Annotated in this window: 19 protein-coding genes and 2 pseudogenes; 17 read left to right on the top strand and 4 right to left on the bottom strand. The window is 40.5% G+C overall.

Annotated elements, in window-relative coordinates; genetic code table 11:
* Positions 1 to 64 precede the first annotated feature (64 nt).
* Positions 65 to 2368 (top strand): histidine kinase, encoded by a 2304-nt coding sequence (locus AC1DOK_RS15515; protein ID WP_477555206.1) that lies wholly within the window; start codon positions 65 to 67, stop codon positions 2366 to 2368.
* Here the strand turns inward: AC1DOK_RS15515 and AC1DOK_RS15520 are convergent.
* Entirely contained in the window at positions 2354 to 2605 is a 252-nt protein-coding gene (locus AC1DOK_RS15520) for a DUF3951 domain-containing protein (protein ID WP_477555207.1), read from the bottom strand. The genes AC1DOK_RS15515 and AC1DOK_RS15520 overlap by 15 nt on opposite strands.
* Before the next feature lie 177 nt (positions 2606 to 2782).
* Between AC1DOK_RS15520 and AC1DOK_RS15525 the strand changes: the two genes are divergently transcribed.
* The 5 genes from AC1DOK_RS15525 to AC1DOK_RS15545 all read left to right on the top strand — a co-directional run bounded on the left by AC1DOK_RS15525 (position 2783) and on the right by AC1DOK_RS15545 (position 9753).
* Positions 2783 to 3499, top strand: a complete 717-nt coding sequence (locus AC1DOK_RS15525) for an MBL fold metallo-hydrolase (RefSeq protein ID WP_477555208.1) — start codon at positions 2783 to 2785, stop codon at positions 3497 to 3499.
* Between the two features lie 17 nt (positions 3500 to 3516).
* Complete coding sequence (locus tag AC1DOK_RS15530; protein ID WP_477555209.1) at positions 3517 to 4095, top strand: TetR/AcrR family transcriptional regulator; 579 nt, start codon at positions 3517 to 3519, stop codon at positions 4093 to 4095.
* A 602-nt stretch (positions 4096 to 4697) separates the two neighbouring features.
* Positions 4698 to 7232, top strand: a complete 2535-nt coding sequence (locus AC1DOK_RS15535) for an NEW3 domain-containing protein (protein ID WP_477555210.1) — start codon at positions 4698 to 4700, stop codon at positions 7230 to 7232.
* A gap of 114 nt (positions 7233 to 7346) precedes the next feature.
* Entirely contained in the window at positions 7347 to 8855 is a 1509-nt protein-coding gene (gene argH, locus AC1DOK_RS15540; RefSeq protein WP_477555211.1) for an argininosuccinate lyase, read from the top strand.
* A gap of 202 nt (positions 8856 to 9057) precedes the next feature.
* Positions 9058 to 9753, top strand: a complete 696-nt coding sequence (locus AC1DOK_RS15545) for a cobyrinic acid a,c-diamide synthase (RefSeq protein ID WP_477555212.1) — start codon at positions 9058 to 9060, stop codon at positions 9751 to 9753.
* Positions 9754 to 9922: 169 nt separating this feature from the next.
* On the opposite strand, the gene AC1DOK_RS15550 is transcribed toward AC1DOK_RS15545, so the two are convergent.
* Positions 9923 to 10645 (bottom strand): HAD family hydrolase, encoded by a 723-nt coding sequence (locus AC1DOK_RS15550; RefSeq protein ID WP_477555213.1) that lies wholly within the window; start codon positions 10643 to 10645, stop codon positions 9923 to 9925.
* A gap of 5 nt (positions 10646 to 10650) precedes the next feature.
* A complete protein-coding gene (locus tag AC1DOK_RS15555; RefSeq protein ID WP_477555214.1) occupies positions 10651 to 10908 on the bottom strand; it encodes a hypothetical protein in 258 nt (85 codons plus the stop codon).
* A gap of 182 nt (positions 10909 to 11090) precedes the next feature.
* Between AC1DOK_RS15555 and AC1DOK_RS15560 the strand changes: the two genes are divergently transcribed.
* The 3 genes and pseudogenes from AC1DOK_RS15560 to AC1DOK_RS15570 all read left to right on the top strand — a co-directional run bounded on the left by AC1DOK_RS15560 (position 11091) and on the right by AC1DOK_RS15570 (position 15774).
* Positions 11091 to 12377 carry a DUF1963 domain-containing protein gene (locus AC1DOK_RS15560; RefSeq protein ID WP_477555215.1) on the top strand — a complete coding sequence of 429 codons (1287 nt, stop codon included), beginning with the start codon at positions 11091 to 11093 and terminating at the stop codon, positions 12375 to 12377.
* 609 nt (positions 12378 to 12986) lie between these two features.
* Positions 12987 to 14198, top strand: a complete 1212-nt coding sequence (locus tag AC1DOK_RS15565) for an MFS transporter (protein WP_477555216.1) — start codon at positions 12987 to 12989, stop codon at positions 14196 to 14198.
* Between the two features lie 111 nt (positions 14199 to 14309).
* Positions 14310 to 15774 (top strand): annotated as a pseudogene (locus tag AC1DOK_RS15570) (Msr family ABC-F type ribosomal protection protein).
* 361 nt (positions 15775 to 16135) lie between these two features.
* Here AC1DOK_RS15570 and AC1DOK_RS15575 read toward each other — a convergent pair.
* The gene (locus tag AC1DOK_RS15575; protein ID WP_477555217.1) at positions 16136 to 16558 is read right to left on the bottom strand and encodes a YybH family protein; all 423 of its coding nucleotides are present in this window, start codon (positions 16556 to 16558) and stop codon (positions 16136 to 16138) included.
* 119 nt (positions 16559 to 16677) lie between these two features.
* On the opposite strand from AC1DOK_RS15575, the gene AC1DOK_RS15580 reads away from it, so the two are divergent.
* From AC1DOK_RS15580 to AC1DOK_RS15615, 8 genes and pseudogenes are all read left to right on the top strand, one after another.
* Positions 16678 to 17028 (top strand): winged helix-turn-helix transcriptional regulator, encoded by a 351-nt coding sequence (locus AC1DOK_RS15580; RefSeq protein ID WP_477555218.1) that lies wholly within the window; start codon positions 16678 to 16680, stop codon positions 17026 to 17028.
* 385 nt (positions 17029 to 17413) lie between these two features.
* A pseudogene (locus AC1DOK_RS15585) lies at positions 17414 to 18004 on the top strand (aminoglycoside phosphotransferase family protein); the annotation flags it as partial.
* Positions 18005 to 18223: 219 nt separating this feature from the next.
* Positions 18224 to 18793, top strand: a complete 570-nt coding sequence (locus tag AC1DOK_RS15590; RefSeq protein WP_477555291.1) for a GNAT family N-acetyltransferase — start codon at positions 18224 to 18226, stop codon at positions 18791 to 18793.
* 255 nt (positions 18794 to 19048) lie between these two features.
* The gene (locus tag AC1DOK_RS15595) at positions 19049 to 20059 is read left to right on the top strand and encodes an ABC transporter substrate-binding protein (protein WP_477555219.1); all 1011 of its coding nucleotides are present in this window, start codon (positions 19049 to 19051) and stop codon (positions 20057 to 20059) included.
* A gap of 21 nt (positions 20060 to 20080) precedes the next feature.
* Positions 20081 to 21064 (top strand): FecCD family ABC transporter permease, encoded by a 984-nt coding sequence (locus AC1DOK_RS15600; RefSeq protein ID WP_477555292.1) that lies wholly within the window; start codon positions 20081 to 20083, stop codon positions 21062 to 21064.
* Position 21065: 1 nt separating this feature from the next.
* A complete protein-coding gene (locus AC1DOK_RS15605; protein ID WP_477555220.1) occupies positions 21066 to 21854 on the top strand; it encodes an ABC transporter ATP-binding protein in 789 nt (262 codons plus the stop codon).
* Between the two features lie 23 nt (positions 21855 to 21877).
* Entirely contained in the window at positions 21878 to 22375 is a 498-nt protein-coding gene (locus AC1DOK_RS15610; RefSeq protein ID WP_477555221.1) for a HugZ family pyridoxamine 5'-phosphate oxidase, read from the top strand.
* Positions 22376 to 22401: 26 nt separating this feature from the next.
* Positions 22402 to 22860 (top strand): DinB family protein, encoded by a 459-nt coding sequence (locus AC1DOK_RS15615; protein ID WP_477555222.1) that lies wholly within the window; start codon positions 22402 to 22404, stop codon positions 22858 to 22860.
* Positions 22861 to 23066 lie beyond the last annotated feature (206 nt).

The following is a 23066-nucleotide window of genomic DNA, read 5'->3' on the forward strand; positions in this document are numbered from 1 at the left end:
TGGTTACTGTGTATTGTTGTTACGGTGTTCTATGTGTACAAAGAACAGTCGAGGAGCGAATGTTATGGAGAGTTTCAAGCGCAAAACTCCCGAAGAAATTCTATTATCTATATCCAAGCTTCATCAAGGGAGGCTTAAAATATATATTGGTGCTTTTACTGGAACTGGTAAAACCTATCATATGCTTCGAGAAGGACAGTATTTGCAAGAACAGGGTATTGATGTTGTGATCTGTGCAGTATCTACGATGCGTAGACCTGAGACGGTAGAACAGCTTGGAGATTTGGAGCGGATTCCAAGTATTCAATGGACGAAGGATGATGTGCTCCACAAAGATTTAAATATGGATGTTCTACTCGAACGAAATCCAGAGGTTGTGCTTGTTGACGGACTTGCCCATCATAATCGGAAGGGTGCGAAGTTTCCTACCCGTTTAGAAGATATTAAATGTTTACTTTCGCATGGAATAAGTGTGATTACAACGATCAATGTCTATGAACTTGATGGTATTAAGGATATAGCTCACAAGCTGACAGGTATACATGTGCAGGAGACAGTCCCTTCAGATACCCTTGATTTAGCTGATGAGGTTAGACTAATTGATGTGACACCTGAGAAAATATTAGACCGTTTAGCAGAAGGAGTAATGAACAAGAACTACGAGCAATCTGTCTACAAACGGGGAAATATCGGTAAATTACGTGAGCTTGCACTACGATTAGTTGCTGAAGATGTGAATGATTCGCTTGAAAAATATCGTGAGGAGCAAGGCTTGATTGGTGCATCAAGAGCAACTGAGCGCATTCTCGTGTCTGCACAGTATCACTGGAATGGTTCCATCTACATTCTTCGAGGTCATCAGATTGCGAAGCGACTTGGCGGCGATCTATGTGTTGTAACACTTATTCATTCAAACAAACAGCTAACCAAAGAAGAAGCTTCTTTTAAACGATCCATAAGTAAATTAGTTAAGAAAATTGAAGCAAGCTTTGAAGAGATTCCAATGATAAATAAACGACTCATACCATCCATTTTGCTGCGTTATGCGACTGAACATCATGTATCTCGTATCGTACTTGGACACTCCAAGCAAAGCCTATTACAAGAGATGCTTCAAGGCTCTATCGTTAACAGCATATTGCGCAAAGTGAATAATGTGGATGTGTATGTAGTTGCAGATCGGACGGAGCAAGAGGGGGAACGTATTCTCCCAGCTAAGACAGTTTCAACTAACAAGCTTGCAGATTCCTATCGAAGATTGAGTAATAAACAGGTAGAAGAGAATATTGATAAAATTAAACGTGGTAAATTTAAAGTCTATATTGGTGCAGCCCCAGGCGTTGGTAAGACGTATACCATGCTGAGGGAAGGCAATGATCTGCTTAAAAAAGGAATCGATGTTGTAATTGGCTTACTTGAAACACATGGCCGCAAAGAAACAGCTCAACAAGTCTGTGGATTAGAACTTATACCCCGTGCTCATATTGATTATCGCGGAACGAAACTAGAAGATATGGATGTGCAGGGAATTATTGAGCGGAATCCTGAAGTGGTGCTCGTTGATGAATTAGCGCATACGAATGTGCCAGGGTCAATAAATCGCAAAAGATATGAGGATATTCTTGAGCTGATCAATTCAGGAATCTCAGTTATTTCAACGATGAATGTTCAGCATTTAGAAAGCTTGAATGATTCGGTTGAGCAAATAACGGGTGTTCGTGTGAGAGAAACGGTTCCAGATAGTTTTCTACACTTAGCGGATGAAGTAGAGTTGATTGATGTTGCCCCTAATTCACTACAACAGCGAATGAGAGAAGGCAAAATTTATGGAGTAGATAAAATCGATCAAGCACTAAATCATTTTTTTAAAACAGGTAATTTGATTGCTTTAAGGGAGCTTGCACTAAGGGAAATTGCAGATGATGTAGATGAAAGGCTTGAGGCATTGGAGCGCAAAGGTTCACTTCGCGGCCCGTGGCGCAGAAAAGAAACGATTTTCGTTGGGGTGAAAACTTGTGCCAATTCTGAACGGTTGATTAGACATGGATTCCGTATCGCTTATCGATTGAAAGCAGACTGGTATGTTACTTATGTCCATGAGGAAGTAATAATCTCAGATGAGAAGAGTAAGCGGATCGATGAACTAAAACAATTGACAGAACGTTTAGGTGGAAAGTTTGAGGTTATTCTAACCCATGGGAAAATGCCTGTCGCACGAATGCTGCTGGCTAAAGCTATTGAATATCAAAGTACTCAAATGATCATCGGACAATCAAATCGAACGTTCAAAGATAAATGGTTTCCAAATACCGTTGAACGCACGGTTCTTCGGTATGGACGGCATATGGATATCCTATTGATTTTTTAGGTTGCGATAAAGAACTTTACGAAGCTGTTTATCTTTGTCGTCACCTTGATCATCCTGATCCTCTTTATCTTCTTTCTCTTCATGAAATTCAATTGGCGTTTGACCCATGATATAGTCGAAGGGGGTATAGTTGCTATTTGGGATACGTTTGCCTTTTATCATTTTCGTTATGATAATGCCAAGTAGCAGTAAAATCGGAATGATCAGAGAAAGCATAAGGTACATTGAAAAATCCATCGTATCCATCCTTTATTGTTCATTTTCAAGTAGTGCTTTCTACGATTCAGGGACACAAAAGTTTCAATAGAAATATTGGTTTATCAACCAGTAAATATTCCTCTTGCCAAAACTAATGGTATTAGTTTATCATAAAACTAACGACATTAGTTTTGACGAATAGGAGATGATTTATTCATGCGATTGACTCATATGATGACCGTTTATCAATTAACTTTTATACCCAGGCTATTTCCTGTTAATTGTTATCTGATTGAAGAAGAAGATGATTTAACTTTAATTGACGCGGCTTTGCCATATAGCTCGAAAGGAATTATGCAAGCTGCCTGTAGAATTGGAAAGCCCATTACACGGATTGTACTTACACATGCACATGATGATCACTTAGGAGCACTAGACCTACTTAAACAAGAGCTTCCAGAAGTTCATGTCTATATTTCGAATCGTGATTCACGATTGCTTAGTGGAGATCGAACGTTAGATGAGCATGAACCGAACACACCAATAAAGGGAGGAGTACCTACTAAAGTTAAGACGAGAGCTGACGTTCTACTGCATGATGGTGATCGTATTGGATCGTTGATTGCGATTTCTGTCCCTGGGCATACACCAGGTTCAATGGCATTTATGGATACGCGCAACAATGCGTTGATCGCTGGAGACGCTTTTCAAACAAGAGGAGGTATTGCGGTTACAGGCACGATTAGACCGTTGTTTCCATTCCCTGCAATGGCTACTTGGAATAGGGATGTAGCACTAGAAAGTGCGATCAAATTGCAAAGATACGAGCCGTCATTACTTGCTGTGGGGCATGGACGAATGCTACTGCAACCAAAAGAAGCAATTGCGAGTGTGATTAAGCAAGCACAAATTTCATTAGGAATAAATAAATAACAGAGGAGCTTACGACTATGTCCCCAAGAATGGGTCTTGATTTACAAACCATCCTACAAGCAGCAACTGAAATTGCGGATACACAAGGATTAGGAGAAGTCACTCTAGCCTCTTTGGCCAAAAAACTCCAAGTACGTTCGCCTTCATTATATAACCATATCGATGGGTTACCAGGACTTCGCAAAATGCTTGCCATTCATGGTCTTAAACAGTTGAACGTAGGGCTAGCTCTTGCCGTAACTGGACGGTCAGGAGATGATGCGATATATGCCTTAAGTGATGCTTATATGAGCTTTGCAAGGCAACATCCTGGTTTATATGAAGCAACCGTACCCGCAGGTAGTCCAGAAGATGTAGACATTCATCAAATAGGTAGTGATATCGTAGCTATCTTCCTTCGCGTACTTCATGCATATGGGCTCGAAGATGAATTGGCCCTTCATGCTACTAGAGGCTTACGTAGTTTATTACATGGATTTGCTTCAATTGAGCATCAAGGGGGATTTGGTCTTTCACTTGATCTTGATTACAGCATCCGATTAGCTCTTGGTACATTTTTAGCTGGAATGCAGGCGAAGGGAGAATCAATTGAGTAAAAGATGTTCATTGATGAAGAGCTAACTCTAAGGGGTAGCTCTTTTTTAGTAAATAAGAAAGTATAAGTTTTGCACCTATACTTTCTAGTATTCTCCTTAAGAAACTTATGTATTGACAATTGAAAGCGGGTACAATAAAGTATGTAATCAGAATACTTTGTTAGTTATTTTAACTAACTAAGGATGGTGAGATGTTAGGGGTTTTTGAAAGTAATAATCAAGCTGGGATAGCAGGCGCTGTGCACAGTGTTCTGGAATCGTTTGTGAATAAAAATGCAAGAACTTAATAGCTTGTATAATGGGGAACAAGTATGAAGTTCGGATTAAGTAAAGTGAAAATTTTGTTAAACGCGGTGGTATAGTTTCCGTCGTGTGGTATTTCCAATGGCGCTATGTGGGATTCTTGCAGGAACTCTATTCGCTTTCGTGCAAGGAATTGGCGAGTTTGTCTCATCGTGTTAATTATTAACGTTCTATTCATTTCCAAAAAGTTAACAGGCGATAATGCAAGTTCAGCTGTGTAACCGCATGATCATCGCGTGGGGATCGCCTAGAAACCTTAACCACGTTTTGATATAAGAATGGAATAAGGGAGGAACGCAATGAGTCAAGCGAAACGGTTCACGAAAATGTTATCCATGGTTACATGTATGACGCTGGCGGGTAGTTTATTGTTATCGGTTACAGCGAAACCAGTTCAAGCTGATCGGGGGGTTGTCGATTTATGGAAGTCCATTAAGCCACTTACTACGATTGCAAGTGCAATGAACACGGGTGCTCACCCGGATGATGAGCATAGTGCGACACTGGCATATCTCTCGCTTGGCAAAGGAGTAAATACTTCAAGTGTTATTGCTAACCGTGGAGAAGGCGGACAGAATGAAATCGGTAGTGAGCTCGGTAATGCGTTAGGGATTATCCGTACTAGAGAACTACAGGAAGCTTCCAAAATAACGAATATTACATTAGCAAATTTAAGTGAACAATTGAATGACCCGATCTTTGACTTTGGTTTTTCCAAAAGCCCCGATGAAACACTGCAAAAGTGGGGAGACTCCGTCGTATATGAGAGACTTATTCGTAAAATTCGCGAATTGCGTCCCGATGTGGTCGTACCTGCATTCTTAAATGAAGAGTCCACCCATGGACATCATCGTGCGATTAATGTGATTACCGTTCGTGCGTATAAAGATGCAGCCGATCCGAATATATTCCCTGAGCATTTGAAGACGGGACTACAGCCTTGGCAAATTAAGAAATTATACTTACCTTCTGATAAACAAGCATACAGTGTCTCTGTACCTATTGGTAATTATGATGAAATTTATGGAGCTTCTTATGAACAGCTTGGAGAAGAATCTCGGTTCATGCATAAAAGCCAAGGTATGGGTCGGCATGTGGATGAAGGACCTAAAAACAGTTTTTATAAATTGGAATCATCTATAGTTAAAGGTCAAGATAAGGAAAAAGATCTTTTTGATGGCATCGCTTTTACATTCGAAGATTTAGCAAGTGAGCTCGAAAGCAAGGGAAAGGATAAGCAAATTGCAAAAGCATTGCGTGAGTTGCAGAAGGACGCTAACAATGTGATTGCCTCGTATCCGAAATTTGCTCAAGTCGCTCATGAAGTACAGGAAATGAAAATTGACGTGAAGAATGCTTTGGCCGATGTGGAGAAATCCAATCTGGATGAAGCAACCAAAACTGACCTTACGTATCGTCTTCAAGTGAAGGATGATCAATTGAATAAAGCGAGCATGGAAGCAACATCGTTTGTGGCAAAAGTGAAGCCAGAAACGGGTGAATTAGTTCCAGGTCAGACTACCAAGATGACAATGACCGCTTATAACGGTGGAAATGTTGACCTTAAGAACATCTCCTTGAAGCTGAACGTACCTGCTGGATGGACAGCAAAAGCAACAGGAGCGACAACATTTAAGAAGCTGGACAATAATCAAACTGTTTCGACTACGTTTGAAGTGTCCGTACCTGCAGATGCTGCTGGATTTAAGCCTTATGACAAACCGATCGTTAGCGGGGATGTGGAATTCGAGAGCTTTACTGTAACTAGTAAAATCCATGTAAATCCGGAAGTTGCGGTAGCTGTGCTTCCACCGTTTTCTTTATCATTAAATCCAAGTGCAGCCGTACTCAATACATTAAAGGCGGGTGAGCCGATTCCGGTAAAAGTAACAGCCCGCAACTTCAACCCAGGTGCATCGAAAGCGTCTTTATCGTTGCATGTACCAGATGGTTGGAAAGTGGAACCTGCTGTAGAGGAATTGAGCTTTGCTGCCAAAGGGGAAACCAAATCAGTCGCATTTTCGGTAATACCCGCTTCTGATGTGAACAATGGTAGTTACAGCATCAAGGCAATTGCCCAGAATGGCGGTGTTAAGAGCTCAGAGGGTGCACAAGTAATCCAGTATCCACATATTGGGAAAACCTATTATATTCAACCAGCAGAGTTGAAAATCCAAGCCTTTGATCTCATTGTACCTGACAAAATAAAAGTGGGCTATGTTTCAAGTGGGTTTGATAATATTGACGATTATTTGCGTCAAGTTGGTGTTGATGTAGTGAAACTTGATGAGAAGGATATTCAATTTGGCGATCTTTCTAAGTACGATTCCATCGTACTCGGTATTCGTGCTTACGCATTCCGTCCTGAATTGATTCCAAGTAATCAACGTCTGCTGAGTTATGTGGAAAACGGCGGCAACCTTGTCGTGCAGTATCATAAGCCTGAAGATAAATGGACACCTGATTTAGCTCCTTATCCAATTAAAATCGGTGCACCACTTATTAAATGGCGTGTAACCGATGAAACATCCAAAGTTACGATGTTAGCGCCGAAACATAAAATTTTTAATTATCCGAACAAAATTACAGATAAAGATTGGGACAATTGGATTCAAGATCGTTCCGCTTATAATCCTTCTGAATGGGGCAAAGAGTACGCACAGCTTATTTCTAACGGAGATCCAGGAGAAGCAGAATTTACAGGAACTTATCTGACAGCTTCCTATGGTAAAGGTACGTATTCATATAGTTCCTTGGTTTGGTACCGTGAAATTCCAAATCTAGTTCCAGGCTCCATTCGTATGTTTGTGAATATGATCAGCTTAAAGCAGTAAAATCCTTGAATAGAGAGGGCCTGTAACAAGGCTCTCTCCCAATTATCCAGTACAAAGTCATGAAAAACGGTTTGTAGATGAGAAAACATAAGTGAGATGGAGGATATGAACATCATGGGATATCGCGAAAAAATTATTGAAGCAGAAGGCAGTGTGTTTCCGGGGAAGACATATACAGAGGTTGTATTAGAACCCGCATTTAATGAAGCTAAAAAGCAGTTACTCGGCCCGATGATGGCTATAAATAAAGCGCATTTAATCATGTTGGAAGAACAAGGTATGATTACTTCGGCAGAAGCCGGAACGATTGCAAAAGCAATCCATGAACTGGATCTAGATGCTCTGCATAATTGCACTTATACAGGTGAGTATGAGGATTTATTTTTTCAAGTGGAAAAAGAACTACTGGATAAAGCAGGAGATATTGCCGGAAACCTTCACCTAGGTAGAAGCCGCAATGACATGGGTATTGCGATTTATCGTATGACTTTACGGGAGAAAATGCTGGTGACGATCAGCTCTGCCTTGTATCTAAAGGACAACCTTCTTGCGTTTGCAGAAGAACATGTGGATACGCTGATGATTGGCTATACACATACACAGCAGGCTCAGCCTACAACCATGGCGCATTATATAATGGCTGTAGTCGATTCTTTGAGCCGTGATATTCGTCGTTTAATAGCAGCTTATGTTAATTGCAACCGCAGCAGTATGGGAGCAGCAGCTTTGACTACTTCTGGGTTTCCGATCAGTAGAGAGAAGATGATGGATTTACTTGCTTTTGAGGGACTTGTTGAGAATTCGTATGATGCGATAAGTGGTGCAGATTATGTCGGTGAAATCGCGTCTGCTGTACAGCTTGCGGCAACTACGCTCGGGCGTGTGATACAGGACTTGCTGCTGTGGAGTACGCAAGAATTCGGTGTGTTGAAAGTATCTGCTCCTTATGTACAGATCAGTTCGATTATGCCGCAAAAAAGAAATCCGGTATCTTTAGAGCACATGCGTTCCTTACTTTCCAGCTGTGTAGGTAATGCTGGAACCGTACTTACGATGATACATAATACACCTTTCGGAGATATTGTAGACACCGAAGATGATATGCAGCCTTACGCATGGAAGTCTTTGGAAATAATCGAGAAGATGTATCGTTTATTAGCCTCTGTAATGGGTACGATGGATGTGAATAAAGACGTGCTACGCCAGCGTACAAAAGGAAGTTTCGCTACCGTAACTGAGCTTGCAGATACACTCGTTAGAACAGATTCACTCTCGTTTCGTAAATCGCACCATATTGTAAGCGGAGTCGTCAAAAAAGCACTGGATCTTGGACTTGCAGCAAATGAGATTACCTTAACATTAGTAAATGAAGTCGCGATGCAAGTAATTGGTCGCCAGCTCTTACTAGATGAAGAAATGTTAAAGAAGTCACTAGATCCTGTTTACTTTGTGAACATCCGATCACTACCTGGTGGTCCGAGTCCAATAGAAATGAACCGAATGATAGCAGAACGAAAAGAACAGCAGCATTCCCATCGTCAATGGCTCGATGAATCTCATGCAAAATGCGAGAATGCCCTTCAACATCTCGATCAAGTGATCGGATCATGGAGTCAAGCTTGACTACGACTCAAAGTAAGACCCAACTTCTTGGATTTTCTTGAAGCGGGTCTTTTTTGTTGCACACCAGAGGTACTTGTATCAGCTAATGAGAAAATTATATTGACACTTCAGTTGATTGTCGTTATTATTTTTATAATTGATAATGATTATCAGTATTATCCATCTACACATGAATAGGTAGTAGAAATGGAGTGATATATAAGTGATCAACATGGAACTGGTGAAAGATGAAGAAGAACTAGGTCATGAACAGATGCGTGATGAAGAAATTGAGCAGTTCATCCGTTGTTCGGGGTGCTATTATAGAATATGTAGTGGATCACATGATATGTCTTGGAGACAATTGGCACAGCAATCTATAGATCGAGTTGTAAATGCTTATTATAATCGGCCTAAGGAAGCAAGAACTCAAGCTTTTGTAATGGATCATGTCGAGCAGATTTGGACAGATGATGTAGATAAGTTTAATTCAGTTCATCACTATCGCCAGGTTAAACGAATTTCTACGAAGTATTTGATGCAATATTTAGAGAGCGGATTCGAGGATAATGCACTGGTAATGCGGTCAGAGCCACTCTCCGTATATGTAAAAGAATTAGATCTCGAGCTCTCGATGATGTTTCATTTGATTGAATGGACGGAATCTTCATTCCTCATACGTAAATTCTTTGTGACGGATGAGCCTGAAGTTATCAAAGCGTTCATCCATATGAGCATTGTGTTCTCCCATTTAGCATTTGGAAGACTTCCTGATCGGATTGAAGTGTTCTCATTGCTAAGTGGCAAATCCTATGATGTCATTCCAGATCCGAACCATGTACAGCAATCCTTAGACTACTTACGTCTACTTATTGGAACAATGCGTGAAGGAGCAGAGGCTCGTACGTTGAATCATTGATCTAAAAAAAGTTTGAGGTTAATTCAAGGGCTGTCCCCTAATCCATGACAATGGCATAGAGGGGATAGCCTCTGTTTATTAAAAAGTGGAATTGAAGGTTTTTATTAATCCATTATCATGTATAAAATTGGAGCTAACAACCTCAAAAATGACTTTTTGGGACTGCCCCTTAACGCTCGAACAAGCCTTTACGTTCACACAAATCCCGATAGAATTCTTGTAGACTACCTTGACCATCTGGCTTATATTGTGGCTGACCACGGTCGATCAGATGATCGGTCACGAGGTAGGTTCGCATGCCGATCTTACTAGCTACGATATCCTCTTGGGCATCATTTCCGACCATGAGACATGCTTCTGGCGGCAGATTTAATTTCGCAGCAATTTCCAAGTAATAATCACCATGTGGCTTGGTATAGTGCGACTCTTCATAGACCGTAATCCATTCAAAATCGTCCGGTTTCAACCCAGCCCATTCGATTCGATGGTGAATAGCACTCCTTGGAAAGAGTGGATTAGTTGCTACAGCAAGTCGGAAGCCTTGTTCTTTGGCTTCAGCTAACAAGTTATTTGTGAAATCGTGACTACCTGTAAGTCCTTGAAGTTTGGGGAATTCTGCTTCATAGAATTGGTCGATTAAGGGGATTAACTTCTCTGCACCGTTTAATTTGGGATAGAAGTGAGCATCGAAAACCTGTTGATTCGTCAGGAGACTATTCTTGCTGCGAATCATTTCTTCTGTTGATGCCATTAACTGTTTGGCGAATGCGTGTGGATCAACTAGATGAGCTACGTAAGCTGAGAGCTTTTTTACATAGGCTTTGACGAATTCATCTGTATTCATACGCAGCAGCGTTCCATCTAAATCGAATAAAATTGCTTGAATTGACATTACTTTTATTCTCCCTCTATTATTGAAATGATTATGACTATTAACATTGGCCCAAAAGCAAAACCAGTGCTTGAATATTGTAATGGTGCCGATAGATGACCGCTGCGTGGACGGATTATCCTTACGATCGCTGTTGCCCCCAGATTTCTTGATCGTATACCGCTTAGAGCGGTAGAAATCCGGTGGCAAAGGCGAACGCTTCGCTTCTTCAGGACAATTCCGTCCCCTCCGCTATAATCTGCATAGGGTTCTGTCTTTAGCAAGCACTGTTTATGATTCAGAGCCTTAATATTCTAATAAATTCATTCTAACAAATTATGAGAGGAAGGAAAAATGTAATAACCAATAAAGGGAAAAAGGAATTGTTGTCGTAAATGTCCATAGGGCGAAGTGGAATGTCTTTATATAATTCAGGATAATAAAGCGGGATTTGCGGATGAAAGGAATGGATATATTGAGTAGTGATCGAATTGCTTGCAAAACAGAAGGGTGTAAAGGAAGTATTCTTCCTTACACAGCTGAGAAAACAGGCGGCTATTGTATGCCTTGCGTTCAATTTGCACAAAAAAGTGAACAGGATGAGTTTGTACGAAATAATCGAGTAGATGTAAATCTATACGAGGGTGTCACCGACCCTGTCGAAATTCTTAAAATTATGCATAGCCCGCGTAAATATCACTATTTGGAAAACTATATACCCTATGAAAAAACTTCGGAAGAAATCTATACTTCACTTGCTAAGGAAGATATCCAAAGGCTTAAGACACACGTATGTGATCTGATGAATCAGAATGATATGGAAACAGCAAAGGAAATTTTATTGTCTATCGTATGTTTCACAAACGCTTCGATTGAAGAATGTCTACTAGTTCTTATGGGGAAAGAAAACTATTATCCAGACCTATTATTTAAGAATGCTTCAGTAGAAATAAGAGATAGATTAATCCAGCAAGTGGATGTGGATTCAGACAATCGGAATCATATTCTTCTCGCACTAGCATGGATTGGAGACCATAAGGTAGTTAACTTGTTTAATGAATGGCGTAGCCATCCACCTGAGTGGGCAGGGGAGCTAAATGTTGCTCCAGAACATTATGCTTCCGAAGCGGGTTGGGAGCTGACTGTACAAGGAACGCGCAGAGATCTATTTTATAAGAGTTGCTTTCCCTTTATACAAGATAAGTCCTCAGAACACGAAGCTGTATCGATCTTGCAAGATAGTGAGCAAGTATGTGAGTGGTGTAACAGCAATTTATCGATTTTGTTTGATCTAGATCTTACTCATCCTACACTTGAATTTCTGAAAATAGAGGGACACAGATTAAGAATTGCCACTTGCTATGGGTGCACCTGTTACGGTTATATTTATACGGATATAGATAGACAAGGGAATTTTAAATGGAGCAAGTGGAATAAGACACCTGATTATTTACCTGATACTCACTCAGGAGGTGCGAGTATAGAAATACTACATAAATTACGAATGTCCGAGCTGACTAGAGATTGTTATTCTGCGGCCTCATGGATGTTGGAAGCCAAATCTTCACAAGTAGGTGGACATCCAACATGGATTCAAGATGCGGAATATCCGAGTTGCCCAAGTTGTACGACTACTATGAAGTTTGTTGGTCAATTAGATTGGTCGGATATAGAAGAGTACGGTGAAGGAATCTGTTATGCATTCGTTTGCCAAGACTGCAATGTAGCTGCTACTCATTATCAGCAATCGTAGTAGGAAGTCCGTTCATGTGGAGTGCTCAATATTGATGGTACGAAAAGAATAGATGAGATGTGACAGGTTCGCTTATGATAGATGGATTGATGTACAAGGTATGCGGAGTGCATAATATTGATGGTGCTGAAAGAATAGGTGAGATGTGACTGTAATGCTTGTTGGAGACAATAACGAGATGCGGTTGCTTCGGCAGTCGCATTTTTAGTTGTTCTACTTATGAATCGGATATAAATGGTTTTTGGTTTTGGTACTGAACGTGTCAACCCATATAAAAATCTTACCTAAGCTGAATTGACAGTAGGAGTAGTCAATGTTATTGTAAACACATTAAATATTAGGAGGCACGTTATCTATGCTACACTCCATGTGTATAGTAGGCTGGCAATAAAAAGGCGTTTTTTTTCACACAACTGTGGGCCTTTTTTGAGCTGCTTATTTTTACGGATGTAGACATAGATCGTGATTTGGATAGCTTATTTGCTATGCCATATATCGATGTGTTCTCTATCGTGATAAATGCAGATCTAAGCCCGCATTATGGACTTGGATCTGTATTTTTTTATTGCCAAAAACAATTAGACAATTAAAAGTACAGGGAGAATGAACATGATACAACAAAATTGGAAGCGTAGTTTCTTTACAATATGGGCAGGTCAGGCGGTTTCGCTAATTAGTAGCGCTGTACTGCAAATGGCAATTATTTGGTATCTAACTGATACTACAGGATCTGCAATGGTGCTCTCAATGGCAACAATGGTAGGTTTTTTACCTCAAGCCATTTTGGGGACAATGATCGGCGTATGGGTAGATCGTTGGAATCGAAAATTGGTTATGATCGGTGCAGACCTTATTATTGCGGTCGCAGGTGTTGCCTTGGCAGTGGTTGCACTCACAATCGACCTACCAATATGGGTTGTGATGATCGTTTTATTTATCCGTAGTATCGGAACAGCATTTCATACACCTGCTTTGAGTGCAGTAACACCTTTGTTGGTGCCAGAGGATCAACTGACGAAGTGCGCAGGATACAGCCAATCGGTTCAGTCTGTAAGCTATATTCTTAGTCCTGCAATTGGGGCCTTTCTATATGCAACATGGGATCTAACTGCAATAATTGCCATGGATGTATTGGGTGCAATAATCGCATGTATCACCGTGGCGATGGTTACTATTCCAAAGCAAAAGACGCAAGGAGAAAGTGTTAAAAGCAACTTTTTCGAAGAAGCCAAAGAAGGCTATCGTACAATACAGGAATCGAAGGGATTATTTGCATTGCTCTGGATTGGTGCGTTATATATGTTTGTCTTTATGCCAATCAATGCCTTGTTCCCTTTAATGAGTATGAGCTATTTCGGAGGTACGGTGACACATGCCTCGATTGTTGAAATCGTCTTTGCGGCTGGAATGTTGGTTGGCGGCTTGTTGCTTGGTGTTTGGGGAGGCTTTAAAAACCGTGCACTGAGTATTATTTTTTCCATTGCTTTGATGGGGGTTGCTTTATTCATTTCTGGCTTGTTACCGATAAATGGCTTCCTTATCTTTGTTCTGTGCAGCGCTCTGATGGGTTTTTCAAGTCCATTTTATAGCGGTGTACAGCTAGCTCTCATTCAAGAGAAAATTCAACCTGAGTATTTAGGGCGGGTATTTGGCCTATTGGGCAGTATTACATCCTTCGCCATGCCGATTGGATTAATCGTGTCTGGCATTTTTGCAGATCGAATCGGAATTAATACGTGGTTTATGTTATCAGGGGTTTGCATCATAGGAATTGCACTCCTATGTGTGCTGCTTCCATCTATCCGAAATTTGGATAAATAAAAGGAGAAAGGAGCGAAGACTATGCGATATATGAATGGGTGCTACTTCATATAATCCTCACTTCTTAAATCGCAGGTTATCACACTGCGATTTCTGAAGGAGGATACTCATATGGAGTTATTAATAAAAGCAAAAGATATTCTTGTGGAATATATGGGCCGCGATGTCTTAGATATTGATGATTTGGAGCTTTATGATTATGATCGCATCGGTCTAGTAGGTGCTAACGGAGCAGGAAAGAGCACATTGTTAAAAGTGCTGCTGGGTGAAACTCCTTTGCCACATGGTAAAATTGTCCGCGAAGGTCATTTCACTTATATCCCACAGTTGGATGGGATAGTCGTACAAGAGGTAAAAGATTACGCTTTAATGGGCAAGCTGGGGATTGACGGTTATAAAGCGGAGCATATGAGCGGTGGTGAAGAAACACGGCTTTAAAATTGCACACGCTTTGTCAGGGGAGGTACATGGTATCTTTGCCGATGAACCGACGTGTCACCTGGACCGTGATGGCATAGACTTATTGATCAACCAGCTTAAATACTATTCTGGCGCTTTGCTCATCATAAGTCATGACCGCTATTTCCTTGATCAAGTTGTCGATAAGATTTGGGAGTTGAAAGAGGGGAAGATTACCGAGTATTGGGGAGGATGCTCGGATTACTTGTCCCAAAAAGAAGAAGAACGGCAAAGCCAGGCTGCACAATATAAGCAGTTTACCACTGAACGAGATCGTCTAGAGAAAGCAATCACTGAAACACAGAATCAGGCTCGGAAGATTGACCAAAAAGCGAAGGGAGCTTCGAGAAAAAACAGCTCTGATAGCGGCGGACGTCTTGGTCATCAAAAGACAACGGGCAGCAAACAGAAGAAGCTCCATAATGCCGCTAAAAATATGGAACGTAGAATCGAATCGCTCTGTGATGTGAAACCTCCCGAAGCGATTCGTTCCATCCAATTCCGACAGAGCAAAGCGTTGGAACTTCACAATTCATTTCCAATCACGGGGAAAGAGATCTCCAAAAGGTTTGGGGACAAGGTCATTTTTGAGGAAGCGTCTTTCCAATTTCCACTCAGTGCCAAGATTGCGGTAACTGGTGCAAATGGAACGGGTAAAACAACGCTTTTCAAAATGATACTAAATCGTGAAGAAGGCATTTCCATATCTCCTAAAGCGGAAATTGGCTACTTTGCTCAAAACGGTTACAAGTTTGATCGTAATCAGTGTGTTATGGAGTTCATGCTGGAAGACTGTGATTATCAGGTGCCGGAAATTCGCGCGGTACTGGCATCTATGGGATTTTCTCATAATGATGTACGCAAAGAGTTGTCTGTTTTAAGTGGTGGTGAAATCATTAAATTACAGCTTGCTAAAACGCTGCTGGGGCGATACAATATCTTGCTCATGGATGAACCAAGCAATTTTCTCGATCTTCCTGCAGTGGAGGCACTGGAAAACTTATTGAAAAACTACGCAGGTACAATAATTTTCATATCACACGATGTCCGTTTGTTGGAGAACGTAGCTGATATGGTATATGAAATTGTGGATAAAAAAATCATTCGGAAGGCTTAGCGAAGTTTGACCAGATTATTTGGAGGTAGCGTTTTCTGAACGAATGTAAAAACTAAACTGATATACAGGAGTTGAACAGAGATACTGCACTTTATGTAGTATCTCTGTTTTAGTTTTAGTACCCACAAAGACATGCAATTTTTTGATTAAGAGCATTCTCAGTGGCTGTCAGATCCAGACATTGTTGCTGAGTCATATATAAGTAAGCGTCAAATCGAGCCTCATCCAAAATTCGGGATAATGCACGTTTTGACGCTTACCTTGAAAGGCTCTGTTACAGTTCTTTGTTGATTTCTTACTAAGCAGGATATTTTAAAATCACTACGGTGAGCCGTACCACAAATAACGGCAAATTTTTTTGTTAGCCGATGGGCTCCGTTTCGCTTAGCAGATCCGCGCCAAGCGGATGATCTATGATATACAACCAGCTATCATCCGGCTGCTTTCTCACAATTTCTGAAGTATGGCCTTGGATTTGTATCGGACTTCCATCCGCATCCACTGTATTAAGGATAAAATGTGCACGCAGCAAAGCGATATTTTCAAAAGGGATGCAGTAAATGTTTTTGGATACCATGCTGCCTTGCAGTCGGAATAGGTCCTCAAGAGTCTTGCGAATAAGATCAATTCCTTGATCCTTGCAGCCATCCGGATTAATCAGAACGGCACCCGGTTCGTATAAAGCAAGCAGGTTGCCTATGTCGCAAGAGTTGTAGGCTTCGGCAAATGCAGCATTCATATCTTCCGGATTCAAGACTGGGCTTTTTTGACTGGGGGATTTCATTAAATCGCCTCTTTCTGTATGATGGTTATATGTGTTAGCTTAGCAGAATTCTCGCAATAATTTAATTACGCAGAAAATGATGACATAGTCATAAAAATCTAACCATTGTGGAGGTAATGATGCCTTATCAGGACGGTACTTTTGGTTGCCCTGTAGAAGTGGGACTTCAAATGATTAGCGGGAAGTGGAAACCTAGGATCATTTATGAACTGCTTCAGCAAACCCGGCGTTTTGGTGAAATCCAGCGACTCATCCCCGGCGTGTCCAGGCATGTTCTAACTACACAGCTACGTGAGCTAGAAGTAGGTGGTATCGTTAAACGTACCGCATTTTTAACGATACCGCCGAAGGTTGAGTACACATTAACCGATTTTGGAAAAAGCTTGGAACCTATTCTGGAACAAATGATAAAAGTGGGGGAGCATTACATTTCTTTGCATAAGAATGAAGCCAATGATATGGAAAGCTAAACTTGCCGTAATAGCCTGCGCGGAGATGCGTATCGCACATACTGGTACAGCGGAAAGTTGAGTTAAGAGTAGAAGCAACAATGTTAAAGTTACATATTGGTGTTTAAATTATGGGAGTCGACACATGTGGAGTGCTGTGTGTTGATAGTAAGCAAGAAGAGTTATCTCCTCTGGAGGATTACAATAGAAATAGAAAAAATCAACTCTTAAAAAGAGCATGGGAAAACATGATAACAATCAAAGAGCTTATTAAGAAGAGAATATGAATAACCTTGCGGAAGGAAGAACATTCTTGGGAAACCCTCTAGGTATCGTGGATTGGATAGAAAAAACTGAAATTATGGATAATTTATTAAATCAAGAACACACCTTAACTACTCATCCAATGGATCATGGATTTGAAGCTGAAGTCATGAAGATAAGTTCAGATAAAGAGAGCTTTGTATTGAAAGTATGGAATAAGAGTTCCAAACCTGATGTTAGTTTTCAATTTCATTTATTGAATGCCCTTTCTGAACGAGGATTATCAGTCTCTAAGCCAGTGGGCTGGGGGATAAATCCAAACGCAGATAAGGTGTTGCTAACAACCTTTGACGGAATGACTGTTCTTAAAGTGAATGAAAAGAAAATGACTGATATTGCGAACCTATTATCAAGCATACATCAAATCAACGTTGAAGAGATTGAAAATAATATACTTCTTCCAAAGTACGATTTCATGGATTATTTTTTTCCTGGGGTAAGGGAACACGATGACTTAAATAGTGCATTATTTTCTCTTGTTCAAATGACTCAAATTAAACAAGATCGAATTATTCATGGTGACTTCCACTTAGAAAACATTTTAGAGGAAAATGACCGATATACCGTAATAGATTGGACGAACGGACAATTAGGGGATTCCAGATATGATTTTGCGTGGTCTCTTACTCTACAAAAAATATACATTTCGGAGCGATATGCACATGTGTTTTGTTCCGCTTATCTATTGGAAAATGAAATTCAGCAAAAAGAACTTGAAGTTTTTGAAGCGTTGGCTTGTCTTAGGTGGATATTGCTTAATAGAAACGGTGGTGTACCCAAACGACCTAATACAAAAGAGAGGGTAAAAGGTTTAATAACAAATAATTCATTCTTAAAAGAGTTGGAGTTTAGTGATATTCCAATAAAAAAGAAAATATGGAACGGTGACGGAATGAACATAGAAGCAGTATTTGAGCAGTTTCCTATCTTAAAGTCAGATAATATCGTATTGAAGAAGATTGAAGATAATCATCTTGATGAAGTTTTTGAAATTTATAGCAATGACAAAGTTTTTGATTACTGCGGCATTATACCCAAACACAATAAAGATACGGTAAAAAACATGATAGGGCATTTTGAGAGAGACTATAATAAAAGATCAAGGGTCAAGTGGGGGATATTCGCCAATAATGAATGTGATAGATTGCTTGGTATTATTGAAGTTCTCGATTTCAATCAAAAGGTAAACATGGTGTCGATCGGCTACTTTTTGGCGGAATCGCATTGGGGAAGAGGAATTGCTACTGAAGCGGTAAAAATATTGCTCAATTTTTTGTTTATGGATGTCAACGTCAACAGAATTCAGGCTGAAGTAATGCCTCCCAATGAGACTTCAAAGAAAGTATTATTGAAGAATGGCTTCATCAAAGAAGGAACGCTAAGACAAGCAACACTGTGGTCAGGCAAAGGAATCGTCGATTTAGAAGTGTACAGTATTTTAAAAGAAGACTATGTAAAATGATTTAGAAAGTGAAAAGTGATTAAGTTGCTAAATTTACATTATATTTCTTAACGCCGATAGCGTAATGACTACTAGTGGTAGTCTACACTGTCGGTTTTTTAGTTATAAGAAATGATATCAATGACTTTTTTAATTGATAATGATAATTTTTCTCAATTGTATTGTAATGAACAAGCTCTTTGTGATATAAAGAAGATATTGGAATTGATATTGATAATCAGTCTCAATAGTAACTTTAGAATGGAGAGCAATTAAATGAGAATTAATTCTAGTAAAACGACTATGCTGCTTGGGTTGACTGCACTAGCTGTCACTGTAGGGTGCAGTAGCCAGTCATCATCTGCGCCTGCTGTTAGCGCTACTCCAGCAGTAGTCGCAAGCGCAACACCTGCGCCAACAAATACTCCAGAAGCAAGTAAAGCCCCGGCATTTGCAGTAGACGAAACGAAAGCATCTGAGTTACAAGCTCAGTTCGGCTCAGAGATGCCGGTGAAAGTAGTAAGCGCTTCAGTTGCTATGGCAGAAATACTTGATGCAATAGGTGTACTACCAGTTGGTGTCCCTACATCTACAATTGCGTTACCTGAGAATTTAAAAAACGTACAAAAAATAGGATCAGCTCTTAAGCCTGATGTTGAACAAATCACGAAGCTACAGCCAGATGTGATACTTGGACCTGTATCTATCAAAGATAGTTTAGAAAAGCAGTTTAAACCAGCTTCCCTAAAAACCGCTTACCTACCTTCAGATTCTTTGGAAGATTTGAAATTATCAATGGTTGTTCTCAGTCGTGTATTTAAACAAGAGCAGAAGGCGAATGATTTCTTTGCCAAGTTAGATAAACAAGAAGCGGAAGCATTGGAACTATCTAAAGGCAAGACAGCTCCAAAAGTGATGTTCTTATTCGGAACAGCCGATTCTTTTATGTTGATGAATGAAAATACATTTCCAGGAAGTATGGCTAAAAAGCTAGGTGCATCAAATGTCGTTACTGATGTGTTAAAGTCCAAGGAAACTTACATAGCACTTAATATGGAGAATGTAGTTACAGCGAACCCTGATGTTATTTTACTTGTGGCACATGGTGATCCGGACGCTGCTGTTAAGAAATTCGAAGAAGATGTTAAGAAGAATGGGGCTTGGGACAAGCTGAATGCCTTCAAGAATGGCAAGGTAAAAGCGCTTGATTATAACCTGTTCGGTGTCTCATCCGTTATCAAAGCACCTGAAGCATTCAAAGAAATGGCAGATAAATTATATCAATAACGTGGAGGAAGGCAAGTGCTAATGGTAAAGAAGACGAGAGGCGTAACAATTGTCATCACGTTCGTCCTCCTTGTAATAGCAATCATACTATCAATCGGACTTGGAAGCGTTCGGTTCTCACCAATTGAAATTGTGAATACGTTGTTTGGAAACGGCAAGGAAGTAACAAATACGATTATATGGGATATTCGAATTCCGAGAGTCAGCCTAGCTGTGATCATCGGCGCGAACCTAGCTATTTCTGGCGCATTGCTGCAAGCCGTTATGAATAATCCACTTGCGGATCCTGGATTAACGGGAGTATCGAGTGGTGCGGCCGTGTCTGTACTGTTCATTCTCCTCGTCGTCCCAAGCTACTCATCGTTTATCCCTTTAGCTGCGATTATCGGGGGAAGTATTGCTGCAACTATGGTGTACGCTCTGGCTTGGAAGAAGAGAGGGATTTCACCGATTAGAGTTATCTTATCTGGTGTAGCTATCAACTCCGTATTCGGTGGAATCATTGCTTTATTATCTATCCTATATAGCGATAAACTTCCTACTGCATTGCAGTGGTTGAACGGCAGTATGTCGGGTAAGGGGATAGGCGATGTGATGGTAATGTTGCCTTATTCTGTAGCTGGTTGGATTRCAGCGCTATTTTGTATTAGACAAGCGAACGTATTGCGATTAGGTGAACAAGTTGCTCTTAACTTGGGCGAGAATATAAATCGGATTCGAATTATTCTTTCATTCATCGCTGTATATTTAGCTGCTGTTTCGGTATCAACTGTTGGCATGGTAGGTTTCGTTGGTTTGGTTGTACCGCATATGGCCCGTATGCTTGTAGGTTCTGATTATCGCAAGATGCTTCCAATGAGTATTGGTTTAGGGGCGCTCGTTCTACTGGTCGCAGACACTGCGGGAAGAACGTTCTTTGCACCACTAGATATACCCGCTGGTATTGTCATGGCAGTAACTGGGGGACCATACTTTCTATATTTGATGAGAAAAGGTGATGTGTGACATGCTCGCAGCCGAAGATTTAACGATTAGCTATGATGGCAATAAGATCGTGAACAATTTTACTTTTCAAGTTAATGAGGGTGAAATTGTTTCGATAATCGGGCCTAACGGCTCCGGTAAATCTACGCTATTGAAGGGTATATCGAGAATGATACCTTGCGAAAGTGGGCGTGTATGCATCGCAGGTCAAGAGCTTAAGAAGATGCAGAACAAACAAATCTCACAAATCATGTGTATGTTATGCCAGTCTAATCACACTCCTGCTGACATGACAGTGGATGAGCTTGTTTCTTACGGGAGACTTCCTCACAAAAAATGGTACGAACGACTATCCACTGAGGATTATGAAATTGTGGATTGGGCTATTGAACAAACAGGATTAGGGCATCTGCGAAATAGACTCGTCATCTCTCTTTCTGGTGGCGAGGCTCAACGAGCTTGGATCGCAATGGCGCTGGCTCAGAGACCTAAGGTGCTGTTGCTTGACGAACCTACTACTTACTTGGATATTGCTCATCAGCTGGAAGTACTTGAACTGGTACGGACGTTAAACAAGGAGCTTGGCATCACAGTCGTAATGGTACTGCATGATCTGAATCAGGCAAGTGAGTATAGTGATAAAATTTATGTGATTCAAAAAGGTAACTTAGCCTTATCTGGTAAACCTCGTGATGTATTAACACCTGTCATGATTCGTGATATTTACGGTGTAGAAGCAGATGTTCAATTCACTGAGGACTCTGAATCGCCACGTATTCACCCACTCAAGAGAGCAAAACCAATAGTTTAATCTAACATTTGGAGGAATTTGCAATGAAGCAACTCGATATCGAATCAACGAAGAAGAAATACGCGGAGTTTGTAGAAAGCTGTAAGACAATCATGCTCAGTACAATAGATGAGAATGGCGTTCCTTTTATCAGCTATGCACCCTATGTGAAAGCAGATGGAAAGCTGTACATTTACATCAGCCGCATATCTGACCATTATCTATTTGTAGAAAACAATGACAAGATTCACGTGATGCTGATTGCGGATGAATCTGCATCCAATAATACGTTTGCTCGTGAACGCGCTAGATGGGTATGTACAACTCAGAATATTGGTAATGAAGGTCACGATGACGTGTTTGCACATTTCAATGTTAAGTTTGGCGAGAAGATGATGAATATGCTACGTGGACTTGATTTCTCATTATTTGAGCTTACTCCATTAGAAGGTCGCTATGTGGTTGGCTTTGGTCAAGCGTTTGATGTTGATCTGTCTGGTGATAGATTTGAGCATGTTGTAATCGACAAGAAGGAAAAGTAAGATTCATTTGAAAGGTGTGAATATTAATGTCTTTTGATGCTGTTAATCCGATATGGAGAACGGTTCGCGATCGGTTTCAGAAATCGATGCAAAGCTTGAAGGAAGAGGAATTACTCCTCAAACTCTCACACGATACGTCCTCCATTGGTTACACAATGCGTCATGGCGCTGAAGTTGAATATATGTTCGCTGATTGGTTCTTCAAGAAAAGTACGCCTGAGGTAGTTACATTTACAACAAATGGTCCTTCTAAGGATGATGGGTTGTATGCAAACTTACAGGAATTGCTTACATTCCTAGAAGCGTCTGACAAACACTTAACGGATGCGATGAGGGAACTGCCTGAGGAAGCTTGGGATGAAGTGGTAACTTCACCTATAGGGCCTTCCACGCCACGTGAGGCACTAGGTCGAGTAATATACCATACAGGACTTCATGCGGGTCAGATTGCGTTGATTCGTAAGTGTGCCCAGTCTTCTCAATAATTTAGCTATCATTTATAGGATACATAGGAAGCGCCTTTAAGGCGCTTTTACTATTTGAATCATTTAAGTATAAAGGAAAAAATGGTTTTTCTATAGTTATGCCCGTTTATCGCCTGTGAAATGGCTTAAACGGGCTTTTATTTATTAATATACAGAATTTCTTCAGAAAATCCTCCAATTTATCTGCAGAATTACAAAGTAACATA

This window comes from Paenibacillus sp. P5_B5 (assembly GCF_056400365.1).

What these genes read in the sequence shown, in the direction of transcription:
- AC1DOK_RS15515 (WP_477555206.1), top strand. Translation starts at nt 65, where the DNA reads ATGGAGAGTTTCAAGCGCAAAACTCCCGAAGAAATTCTATTATCTATA.
- AC1DOK_RS15520 (WP_477555207.1), bottom strand. Translation starts at nt 2,605, where the DNA reads ATGGATTTTTCAATGTACCTTATGCTTTCTCTGATCATTCCGATTTTA.
- AC1DOK_RS15525 (WP_477555208.1), top strand. Translation starts at nt 2,783, where the DNA reads ATGCGATTGACTCATATGATGACCGTTTATCAATTAACTTTTATACCC.
- AC1DOK_RS15530 (WP_477555209.1), top strand. Translation starts at nt 3,517, where the DNA reads ATGTCCCCAAGAATGGGTCTTGATTTACAAACCATCCTACAAGCAGCA.
- AC1DOK_RS15535 (WP_477555210.1), top strand. Translation starts at nt 4,698, where the DNA reads ATGAGTCAAGCGAAACGGTTCACGAAAATGTTATCCATGGTTACATGT.
- argH (WP_477555211.1), top strand. Translation starts at nt 7,347, where the DNA reads ATGGGATATCGCGAAAAAATTATTGAAGCAGAAGGCAGTGTGTTTCCG.
- AC1DOK_RS15550 (WP_477555213.1), bottom strand. Translation starts at nt 10,645, where the DNA reads ATGTCAATTCAAGCAATTTTATTCGATTTAGATGGAACGCTGCTGCGT.
- AC1DOK_RS15560 (WP_477555215.1), top strand. Translation starts at nt 11,091, where the DNA reads ATGGATATATTGAGTAGTGATCGAATTGCTTGCAAAACAGAAGGGTGT.
- AC1DOK_RS15565 (WP_477555216.1), top strand. Translation starts at nt 12,987, where the DNA reads ATGATACAACAAAATTGGAAGCGTAGTTTCTTTACAATATGGGCAGGT.
- AC1DOK_RS15575 (WP_477555217.1), bottom strand. Translation starts at nt 16,558, where the DNA reads ATGAAATCCCCCAGTCAAAAAAGCCCAGTCTTGAATCCGGAAGATATG.
- AC1DOK_RS15580 (WP_477555218.1), top strand. Translation starts at nt 16,678, where the DNA reads ATGCCTTATCAGGACGGTACTTTTGGTTGCCCTGTAGAAGTGGGACTT.
- AC1DOK_RS15590 (WP_477555291.1), top strand. Translation starts at nt 18,224, where the DNA reads ATGAACATAGAAGCAGTATTTGAGCAGTTTCCTATCTTAAAGTCAGAT.
- AC1DOK_RS15595 (WP_477555219.1), top strand. Translation starts at nt 19,049, where the DNA reads ATGAGAATTAATTCTAGTAAAACGACTATGCTGCTTGGGTTGACTGCA.
- AC1DOK_RS15605 (WP_477555220.1), top strand. Translation starts at nt 21,066, where the DNA reads ATGCTCGCAGCCGAAGATTTAACGATTAGCTATGATGGCAATAAGATC.
- AC1DOK_RS15610 (WP_477555221.1), top strand. Translation starts at nt 21,878, where the DNA reads ATGAAGCAACTCGATATCGAATCAACGAAGAAGAAATACGCGGAGTTT.
- AC1DOK_RS15615 (WP_477555222.1), top strand. Translation starts at nt 22,402, where the DNA reads ATGTCTTTTGATGCTGTTAATCCGATATGGAGAACGGTTCGCGATCGG.